The following is a 10,258-nucleotide window of genomic DNA, read 5'->3' as shown; positions in this document are numbered from 1 at the left end:
CAATAAATGACTTGGTTGCTTGATACAATTGCTCACTGACATTAATCCCCATGTCCATCAAGTGCTGATGTAATTTTTCCAGTTCCACTTCAAACTGCTTTGCCATGACTTTTAACCAAACTTTCCGTTTAAATAATCACTCGTCATTTGTTCTTTTGGATGTAAAAACATCTTCTTGGTCGCATTGAATTCAATCAACTTACCATCTAAGAAAAAGGCCACTTGGTCAGAGATACGACTGGCTTGCTGCATGTTATGTGTCACCATAATAATCGTATAATTGGCTTTAAGCTGCTGCAAGGTCGCTTCCACCTTGCCAGTCGCCACTGGATCAAGCGCACTCGTTGGCTCATCCAGTAAAATCACTTTTGGATTCGCTGCCAGCACACTAGCCAGACAAACACGTTGCTGCTGACCACCTGACAAGGCCAAAGCCGATTGCTGTAAATGATCTTTGACTTCATCCCAAATCGCCGCTTGGCGTAAACTTTTTTCCACAATGGCCGCTAATTTCTGGGGATTCTTTTCGCCGCTCATCCGCTGACTAAAGCTTACATTGTCGAAAATAGAAAAAGGAAACGGCGTTGGCTGTTGATAAACCATCCCGACCTGGCTGCGGAGTTGCATAACGTTCACAGCTTTATCATAGATGTCGCGCCCGGCAAACTGAAACTCGCCGCTTACCCGGGTATGACTAAGCAGATCGTTCCCACGATTGAGGCAACGTAAAAAAGTTGATTTACCACAGCCAGATGGCCCGATGAGGGCGGTTAACTGATGCTTAGGAAACGTGAGATTAATATCAAACAACGCTTGCTTAGCCCCATAATAAACATTCACATGCCGTGTGGTAATTTCCGTCTGTTGCTGTTTATTTGTCATTAGCCAAAATCTCCCGAGACATAGCGCTCTGTCATTGCAAGCGTTGGATTCAAAAACACCTTCTTGGTACGGTCAAACTCGGCTAGTTGTCCTTGGTAGAAAAAGGCCGTGTAATCGCTAATCCGCGAAGCTTGTTCCAAATTGTGCGTCACAATAATAATCGTACAGTGAGCTTTTAAACTCAACAAATTCGTTTCAATCTTAGCCGTTGAAATGGGATCTAAGGCACTCGCTGGCTCATCCAGTAACAAGACCTTTGGCTCAAGTAACAACGTTCGTGCCAAACACAGGCGTTGCTGCTGCCCGCCTGATAACTGCAGGGCACTCTGGTTCAGGTCCGTCCCAATTTCATGTTGTAAATCAACCATTTTCAAGACGTGATCAATCCGTTTGGCAATGTCAGCTTGATTGTGATTACCCGCTTCATGTAAGGGTAACGCTAAGTTCTCATATATTGATTTGGCAAAGGGCATGGGCTTTTGAAACAACATCCCGATTTGATGGCGTAAGTTATACACATTCACTCGAGAATCTAACAGATTCTGCCCTTGGTATAATAACTCCCCTTCAACCCGCGCAATCCCATCGTTCATCCGATTAATACTCCGCAAAAAGGTAGATTTGCCAGATCCAGATGGCCCGATTAAAGCCGTGATCTGGTGCCGCGGAAAATTAGCGCTACAATTAGTAATTGCTTGCTGCTTGCCATAATAGATATTAACGTTTTTAGCAACGATATCGCTATCAGTCGCTGCGGGTAAATTTAAGTAAGTATCCATGCTAGCGCCCCACTTTCTTACGCATTGTCGTTGAAAAGTACCGGGCTACCAAGTTAAACAGTAACACGACCAAAATCAGAATCACAATCGTACCACGCGAAACCGTCGCCGCATCTTGACCTAGACTCTCAGTATTGACTTTCCAAATATGAACGGCCAATGTTTCTGCCGGCCGAAAAATATTCAATGGACTGGCTGGATTAAACGGATTCCAGTTAGTGTAATCAAGTGTCGGAGCGCTTTGACCAGCAGTATAAATTAATGTCGCAGCTTCGCCAAAGACTCGCCCCGCACTGATCACAATTCCGGACCAGATACCTGGCATAGCTTCTGGTAAAATCACTTTAGTAATAGTATGCCATTTGGAAATTCCTAGCGCCAGGCCACTTTGCATCACCTCGTCTGGCACCCCTTGCAGTGAGACCGCAATACTCTGAGTTAAAATCGGTAGATTGAAGAAAGTTAAGGCCAGTGCTCCCGAAATAATTGAAAAACCGAGGTTAAACTTCAAAACTAAAATCAGAAAGCCAAATAATCCAACGATAATTGAAGGCAGCGAACTCAAAATCTGAATCAACCCTTGGGCAAAGCTAGCGAGTTTGCTACGGCTATCGGCATAAAGTGTTAATGCCATTGCGGCCCCTAAGGCAATTGGCAATGAAATAAGCTGGGTTAACAATAATAAGTAGAGTGAGTTGAAGAGCTGATCTCGAATACCTAGCCCGACTTCACTGGATGTTGTCAAAAAGTGCCAATTAACGGCGGTCATGCCAGAAGCAAGTAAATATAAGATAAAGCTAGCAATAAACAGCACGACCAGAAAGGTCACGCCGTTGAGAACGCCGGTCATAATTTGATTAACGCGATATCGATTCACGGCTCTGACTCCTTCTAAGGACAAGTTTAGCTAATAAGTTAAAGATCAGTGACATCACTAGTAACAGTAGTGCCAGTGACCACAGGGCATTGCTAGCAAGGGTGCCATCAATCGTGTTCCCCATATCAGTGGTTAATTTACTGGTCAAGGTCGCAGCTGGGGTGAAGAGTCCAAGCGGTAATTGGACAGTATTCCCAATAACCATTTGAACGGCTAAAGCCTCTCCAAACGCACGCGCGACGCCAAAAATTACGGCAACTAATAAATTAGGAGCACTAATTTTAAGTAACACATGGACAATGACTTGCCACTTGGTGCAGCCTAAGGAATAAGCAAAAGTTTGATATGATTGGGGCACGCCATTTAGGGCTTCAACCGCCAAGGAGGTAATAGTGGGCAAAATCATCAGCGCGAGCACTAACGCTGCTGCTAGCACCCCAAACCCCGTACCACCGGCCCAGCGGCGTAAAACTGGAATCAGCACTGTTAGCCCGACAAACCCATAAACAACTGAAGGGATGCCTAAAAGCAGTTCAGTTAAGGGTTGCACAATCCGCCCCCCAATTTTAGGACTCATCACCACGATATAGATAGCGATAACCAGTGCCAAAGGAGTCGTCACAAGCACTGCGAGCAAGGTGGTTTCGGCAGAAGTCACCATCAGCGCCCAAGCACCTAAATCCGGTTTTTGTAAATTATCGGTATTCCAATTGGAGCGAGTTAAAAAGTCCCAAAAGTTGATATGATCCTGAGTAAAAGTTGCAATCCCTTTGCTAAAAATAAAATATAGCATGGCACAAGCTAGTACTAATACAACCGTTAACGCAGAATAGACAAGCAGTCTACCTAGCTTGTCTTGTCTAATCTCCTTGGAGCTATTGAATAGTTGTTTATTCATTGCAATTCCTTATTTGTTGGTAACATTGCCTTTGGCATCTTTGACAACTTGCATGTCCTTGATACTAATATAACCCAATTTCTTTACTAATTCGCCTTGAACGTGGTCACTATTCATAAATTTAATGAAGGCAGTGGCAACCTTATTAGCCTTCTTCTGGGTGTACATATGCTCATATGACCAAATTTTCCACTTATTATTCAATACATTAGCCGTAGTTGGCGTCACACCGTCAATCGCAACCGCCTGTAGATTCTTGGTCAAGTAAGAAAAGGCTAAGTAGCTAATTGCACCAGGAGTGCTCCCAACAATCTTTTGTACCGCACCACTTGAATCTTGTTCTTGGGACTTGACACTCTTCTTCCCCTTCATCACATTGTCGTCAAAAGTGGCACGTGTCCCCGACCCTGTTGCCCGGTTAACAAGCACAATCTTTTCATTTTTACCCCCAACTTGTTTCCAGTTGGTCACCTTGCCGGCAAAGATGTTCTGCAATTGGACCATAGTAAGTTTTTTAACCTTAGTATCCGGATTTACTACTGGAGCAAAACCAATCACTGCCACTTTATGTTCGGTAATCTTATCTGTTGCAACCCCTGGCTTAGATTCTGCAAAGATATCCGAGTTACCAATATCAACTGCGCCTTGCGCAACTTGACTTAAACCAGTTCCAGAACCACCGCCTTGCACATTGACGGTAACATTAGGATTTTTGGCTTGGAAGTCTTTCGCAGCTTGTTCAACCAAAGGTTGCAAAGCCGTTGAGCCAACCGCCGTTACCTTACCGCTTAGTGCTTTACCACTGGTAGCCGTTTTAGATCCCGATTGACCGCCGCAAGCCGTTAACGTAACTGCTGCTGCAATAACTGTTAATCCTGTTAAAAATGCGCTTCTTTTTCCCATCATCCTAAATACCTCGACTTTTCTAAGTCATCCTTGATTACAATTAGGAGTATAGCGAGCTGATGTAAAGGTTAAATGGCTATCAGGTAAATTCTAAGTAAATTTTAGGTAAAGAGGGGGACTTAAAATTGGTCGGACATCAAAAAAGCGATGCTCCTCAGAGAACATCGTTTTTTGAAGTTATCGCGCCGAACACATTGATGATTAATCATGAGTCACTTTTAACGTTTCAGCTGCTAATTTATAGTGAGTATAATGCATGCCTCTAATTGCGGCTTTATCATAATGGTGGGCAATCTCAATAACTGTGCTATGTAAGTTATTAATAATGGCTTGAATTTGATCACTCATATGACTGTCTAGTGCTGATGTCGCTTCATCGATTAAAATTATTTTTTTCTTAAACAATAATGCACGGGCAATTTCAACTCTTTGTTTTTGACCGCCCGATAAATTTTTCCCGCCTTCACCATAATGATTGGATAAAATATTGTCACCTAATTCAGTCACTAATCCGACAGTATTCAAAACTTTCAAACACTGTTTATCCGAAAAGTCGTATCCTAAGGTTAAATTAAACTTGATCGTATCATTAAACAATGTTGGGTTTTGTTCAATGTATGCAATCATACTAGATTCACCAACACGAGCTATCTTCTTTATACCATCAGTTAAATATATTTTCCCAGAGTCAGGCTTAATAAACCCTTGTATCAGATCCAATAAGGTAGATTTGCCAGTACCAGAATTACCGGTAATTAAAGATTTACTACCAAATGGAAATGAAACGGTTAAGTGATCGATTACTTTTTTATTGCTACTATATTTAAAACTTACGTCATCCAGCTTTAATTCAGGTGCTTCAAAAGTAGCTATCTGCTGGTGATCATTAAAATGAATTAATTGGGTTTTTAAATTTTTACGAATACTTTGAGTCGTTTTGATTTGATTAATATATTGTGCTGCGTTTCTTAGTGGCCCAACAACACGATCACTTGCTAAAAAGATGGCAATAATTTTGGTAGCGGTTATTTGATTTTGGGTTATAAAAAACAAACCAACGCCCAATGGAAAAAGAAAACTAACGACTGACAAAATAGCACTTGTAAACATGGCCCACGCTTGTAGATTGTTCATTTTTTGATATGAATTTTCTGATTGATTCAAATAATTAATGGTGTCATTATACATGAATTTATCAGCTAAATAAGTCTTAATAGTACGAATCCCCTTAAATAAATCCGTGACTTTACTAAGAAATTGGCTACTGCTATTTTGCCATGACAATGAAGCGCTATTTAAAACCTTACCAAATAGCTTTGAAGAAATGAGGGGGAGCGTTGAAAAAATAATAAAAATTAATCCTACAGTCACATTTAAAGTCAAAATATACGCTGCAGATACAACACTCATAAGAATAGACGCATATAATTCGAATATTGTACTAAAGTAATTCGTTTCAACCAGTTTAAAATCATTAAAAAGCTTAGAAACATTATTAGATTCGTCTGATTCAAACCTTGGGTGTAATACCTGTGAATAAATGAAGTTGCTTTTTAAAAGGATATTCATTAATTTGATAAATCGATTAACCAATATCTGTTTCAAGGACATTGAAAAATAAATAAATAGCCACGCAAATAAGCCTAATGAGATATATATCACAATACTTATGACCGAGGAATTGCGGTTAAATAGCGTTACATTAGATATAACAGCTGAAAGAACAACACCATCAAAAGAAGAAATGATAGTGGTGATAATGATACCTAGCAGTACTACCTTAGGTATGTGCTTAATAATAGTTTTAAAACTCATTTCTTCTTTCCTCCAAATTGATGCTACGCGATATCTTCTTGTTTAAAATAAAGCATTATGCGAGGCAGAATAACTAACATATAAATAAAAGACAAAACACCACTATAAATAAAAATTAAGTAACTTTGTTTTATACTTTGAAACAGCAGCGTATAAAACAACGCTGCTAGTGGACTGACTGAATTGTTTTTAATAATTTATCCAATCTTACTAATACTGCTTGCGACGCTTCAAAGACAGCTTGAGTGAACAACAACACTAGGAATATTCATCTTGTTGCTTATGGAATTTTAACACTTATCAAATAATATTACAATATTTTTTTAATAACGAGTATCTCATCTAACTGCTAAATTGAGCCCAAATTTATGACAATGACACCTCAAAACAGTAGCTGACTGGCTAAATTTAAGAGAATGTCACATATTTCTTAATGTGGAAACGATGCCGCGTTTTTGTGCAAAAAAAGCCTGTTAACTAGCTTAACATGAGATAAGCAAAGCAACAGGCTTATGATAGTGCCATCACTTCGAAAACCGATGCTCCTCAGAGAACATCGCTTTTTGAAGTTATTTGGTTTCAAGGAACCAAGCGCGGCGGCGTAATTTGGGTGAATACTTGTGCAGCCGCAAACGGCTAGGCGTATTGCGCTTGTTCTTCTTGGTTAAGTAACATCTTTCCCCGGTCTCTTCACAGGCTAAAATAATATTTGCTGACATGGTAAATCCTCTTTTCATCCATTAAAAAGTAAACTTCAATGATTTAATTGTAATAACTAAATCTGATTAGTATAGCGCAGATCATTTTGCCTGTAAACCAAAAAATAATGGCGATTTTCAGGATCTTGATGAACATCTTTAATACCCACAAGTGGGTGTTAATGAACTGGTTCCCTTGTATAATAGATTAAGCAAGAATTTTTCTACGTAAAGTCAAGTATATTAGGACTCTAAAGTTTTAATTTATGACATATTTGGCATTATTGCTTTAATTGAGGCGTTTTATTTCTAAATTAGGAGCATCACAAAAGGCTTCAAAGAAATTACTTCTTTGAAGTTAACTTAGGCTATAATGAACCTGATCAATTAATCACGACAAAAGTCTTTTTGATTATTGTTGGCTACGTTGTAATCATACATTTGATCAGTGATAATCAAAATATAGACCGTTCTAAGCAGTTTATGGATTGAAGCAATGGCAAATTGCATGGATGGCCATGTGAGTCATTTAAATAGTAAAAGCTGGGACAATTAATTGTCCCAGCTTTTTTTGTTTCGTCTGAAGTCTTTTTAACAATAACAGCAGTCATTTTGATTGTATTTTCAAAGGAAAATTGTGAATTTATTCTCAACCTTTATTGCATCAGAAGTACCTAAAAGCTATAATGATATCGATTACATTATAGGGAGAGGGAAATCAAACGTGAAATGAGTTCATGATTTGGACTTTTAATTAGCTGTATGATCTGGGAGGAGTACATGGTATGAAACAGAAAAAAAATTTTAGTTGGTATAACCCTATTACTGACCTGTATTTTCAGTTTGTTTGTAGGGAAAAATACAGTAAATGCTGCTAGCGATTATACGGGACACCGTTCGTGGGATCAGTTAACGACGTCCAATGGTTTAACTGCAGGTATATATTCGCAAAAACAAGGCAAATTTGTTCGGCTGCAGCGGCATATTTACACGCATGAAGATGAAAACAGTACGACACCAAATTATATGTATGATTCTTATTTTGGCTATCGGACAGATCAAAAAGTAAAGTGGCTGAATGATTTACCGGTAAAAAAAGCTGAGTATGTGAATGGTACAAATATTATTCATTCCGTTCAAAACAACGAGAATTTAACTTTTGACAGTTATTATGTCACTCCTTTTTCAGGAATAAACCAAAATGAGTCATCGCTGCTTTATATGTTAGTTAAAGTAACGAATAATGGCCCGACCAGACAGGTATCAGTCTTTTCCCAGCAGAATATGCGTATGGGGAGTGACTATGCATCTGCTAATGAAGAGAGTGAGTATAATTCGCAAAACAATTACATTAAAGAGTTTAATTCTAAAACTGGCAGTTTTGCGATTTATAAGAATTTAGTTTCAGAAGGACAAAAATATCAAACCGGTGCAGGTGCAAATACACCTGTAAACAGTTTGGAACAGAACAATGATTTAAATAATACAGTGACTAAATCTGCGAATGACATTGTATCTGGATATGAGAATAGTAATATTGTCCTGCATTCAGGTCAATCGCATTGGTTTGGGGTCATTATTGGCCTAAGGGAAGATGGCAATGAAAAGGCACTGAGTCAAGATGTAGATGCTAATGCCAAAACAGCTTTAAATAAGTCTCCTCAAGCTTTACTGCAGCAAGAAGAAAACTGGTGGCAGAAGTGGCACAAGAACGAAAAAATGCCACAAGGAATGACAGTTCAGGAAAAGCGAACATACTTGCAGTCAACAGCGGTTTTAAAAATGTCTCAGGTTAGAGAAAAGGGTGCTGGATATGGTCAAGTACTAGCTAGTTTAATTCCTGGTGAATGGAGCATTGCTTGGGTACGTGATGGCAGCTATTCAATTCGTGCTTTAATTGACTCTGGACATTATCAAGAAGCAAAAGATGCATTATCATTCTTCTTAAATGCTCAAATGAAAAAAGACAGTTCTGGCAATAATTATTATCAGAGTCAATACATCGAAAATGATCAGACTGAAGCTCCAATTTATGGATTAAATACCAAATTAAGCGAAAACTATTTGTTGTCGGTTTGTCGCTATTATGGGAATGGCACTGAAGAATCAGATTATAATGACCATGGACCAAATATTGAGTTTGATGGTTGGGGCTTAGTTCTGTGGACCATTAATTATTATGTTAAAACAACTGGGGATTATCAATTTCTATTGAATAATAAAAATATTGAAACGGCCCAAGGTTGGATAAAACGCAAGCAGCAAATTGTTGATAATGCTACAGATAAACTGGCAAATACTAAAGTTAGCTTGGCCCAAAAAAAAGCGGATTTAATAAATGAAAAACAGGTTCAGGGTGATGTGATCAAACGGGCAAAGCGACAAATTCAAACAGCTAAAGGTTGGATTGCACGCAAACGGATGATTGTTAAAACAGCTAAGAAAGCACTTGAATCTGCTAGAACCAAGACTGAAAAGAGTGCTGCCCAATCATGGCTCACCGAGAAACAAAATGAATTAAATAAAGAAATTGTAAAACAAGCAGCAATTATTAAACAGGCCAAGCAGCAAATTGAGCGTGCAAGAGCGGCGGTTAATCAAAAGAATGAGGTAGTGGCAGCAGCTAGACAAGCTGTTATCGCTGCTAAAACATGGTTGGTTGCGAAAAAACAAGAGCTGACCAAAGAAAAAGCTAAGCAAGCACCAATCATTCAGACAGAGATTAAGAATACCAATTGGTATAAAATTACCAAACGGGATGCAGACTTGCTGATTGAATTAGTAGATAAAAAAATGGTCTGCTGAAACAAGATTCTTCTATTTGGGAAGAACATTGGGATCCTTATAATGTTTTGAAATCGGCACCAGCAAGGCAACAATTTGCCTTCACCAATATTACAGCATGGGCTGGTCTCAACTCGGCTGCTGAAATGGCTCGCAAACTTCAGTTTAATGATTTATATAAGAAATACAGTAAGGCGGCAGATCATCTAAAAGCAGCGATTATGAAGCAGCTAGTTGTGACACAAGATGGTCAATCAATAATTGCATCTTCATTAGAGCGTAAAGGCGATATAGCTAAGCAGAATGATGGATCTACTGTCGAAGCGATTAATATGGGACTAGTTCAGCCAGATTCAAAGTTAGCAAGGGGCATGATGGCAGCATTTAATCAGAATTTGAGAATCAAGACAGGCCATACACCCGGTTTTATGAGAAATCAAGACGGTGATTTGTATGATTCAAGGGAATGGGGTTTTATTGATTTACGTATTGCCGGTGCATTGTCTAAAATGCAACAAAAAGGACAAGCAAAAAGCTTGATTGATTGGATGACAAGCCAAGCCGAACATAACTATGAATTGATTCCTGAACTATTAGATTATAATACGCAAGATTATGC

General features: G+C 38.9%; 9 protein-coding genes and 1 pseudogene. 2 read left to right on the top strand and 8 right to left on the bottom strand.

Features of this window, described 5'->3' with window-relative positions; all coding sequences use genetic code 11:
• Positions 1-111: 111 nt before the first annotated feature.
• From pstB to B2008_RS00060, 8 genes are all read right to left on the bottom strand, one after another.
• Positions 112-882, bottom strand: a complete 771-nt coding sequence (pstB, locus tag B2008_RS00095; protein WP_286822201.1) for a phosphate ABC transporter ATP-binding protein PstB — start codon at positions 880-882, stop codon at positions 112-114.
• Positions 882-1,661: a phosphate ABC transporter ATP-binding protein gene (locus B2008_RS00090; RefSeq protein WP_286822200.1), complete on the bottom strand. Its 780-nt coding sequence runs from the start codon at positions 1,659-1,661 to the stop codon at positions 882-884. Before B2008_RS00090 ends, pstB begins: the two co-directional genes overlap by 1 nt.
• 1 nt (position 1,662) lies before the next feature.
• On the bottom strand, positions 1,663-2,538 hold the full coding sequence (gene pstA, locus B2008_RS00085) for a phosphate ABC transporter permease PstA (RefSeq protein WP_286822199.1): 876 nt from the start codon (positions 2,536-2,538) through the stop codon (positions 1,663-1,665).
• Positions 2,519-3,436, bottom strand: a complete 918-nt coding sequence (pstC, locus tag B2008_RS00080; RefSeq protein WP_286822198.1) for a phosphate ABC transporter permease subunit PstC — start codon at positions 3,434-3,436, stop codon at positions 2,519-2,521. The genes pstA and pstC overlap by 20 nt, the downstream gene beginning before the upstream one ends.
• Positions 3,437-3,445: 9 nt before the next feature.
• Positions 3,446-4,339, bottom strand: coding sequence for a phosphate ABC transporter substrate-binding protein PstS family protein (locus B2008_RS00075; protein ID WP_286822202.1), 894 nt, complete (start codon positions 4,337-4,339; stop codon positions 3,446-3,448).
• Between the two features lie 204 nt (positions 4,340-4,543).
• Complete coding sequence (locus tag B2008_RS00070) at positions 4,544-6,157, bottom strand: ATP-binding cassette domain-containing protein (protein WP_286822197.1); 1,614 nt, start codon at positions 6,155-6,157, stop codon at positions 4,544-4,546.
• A 569-nt stretch (positions 6,158-6,726) separates the two neighbouring features.
• Entirely contained in the window at positions 6,727-6,876 is a 150-nt protein-coding gene (gene rpmG, locus B2008_RS00065; RefSeq protein ID WP_286822196.1) for a 50S ribosomal protein L33, read from the bottom strand.
• A gap of 366 nt (positions 6,877-7,242) precedes the next feature.
• Entirely contained in the window at positions 7,243-7,365 is a 123-nt protein-coding gene (locus tag B2008_RS00060; protein ID WP_286822203.1) for a hypothetical protein, read from the bottom strand.
• A gap of 333 nt (positions 7,366-7,698) precedes the next feature.
• Here B2008_RS00060 and B2008_RS00055 point away from each other — a divergent pair, with 333 nt between their 5' ends.
• Positions 7,699-9,660 carry a family 15 glucoamylase gene (locus tag B2008_RS00055; protein WP_286822195.1) on the top strand — a complete coding sequence of 654 codons (1,962 nt, stop codon included), beginning with the start codon at positions 7,699-7,701 and terminating at the stop codon, positions 9,658-9,660.
• Between the two features lie 47 nt (positions 9,661-9,707).
• Positions 9,708-10,258, top strand: a pseudogene (locus tag B2008_RS00050) (family 15 glucoamylase); the annotation flags it as partial.

Source organism: Lactobacillus sp. UBA5813, assembly GCF_002417895.1.
Lineage (GTDB): Bacteria > Bacillota > Bacilli > Lactobacillales > Lactobacillaceae > Lactobacillus > Lactobacillus amylolyticus.
Note: the sequence above shows the minus strand (reverse complement) of the source record. Positions and strands in the feature narration are given on the sequence as shown.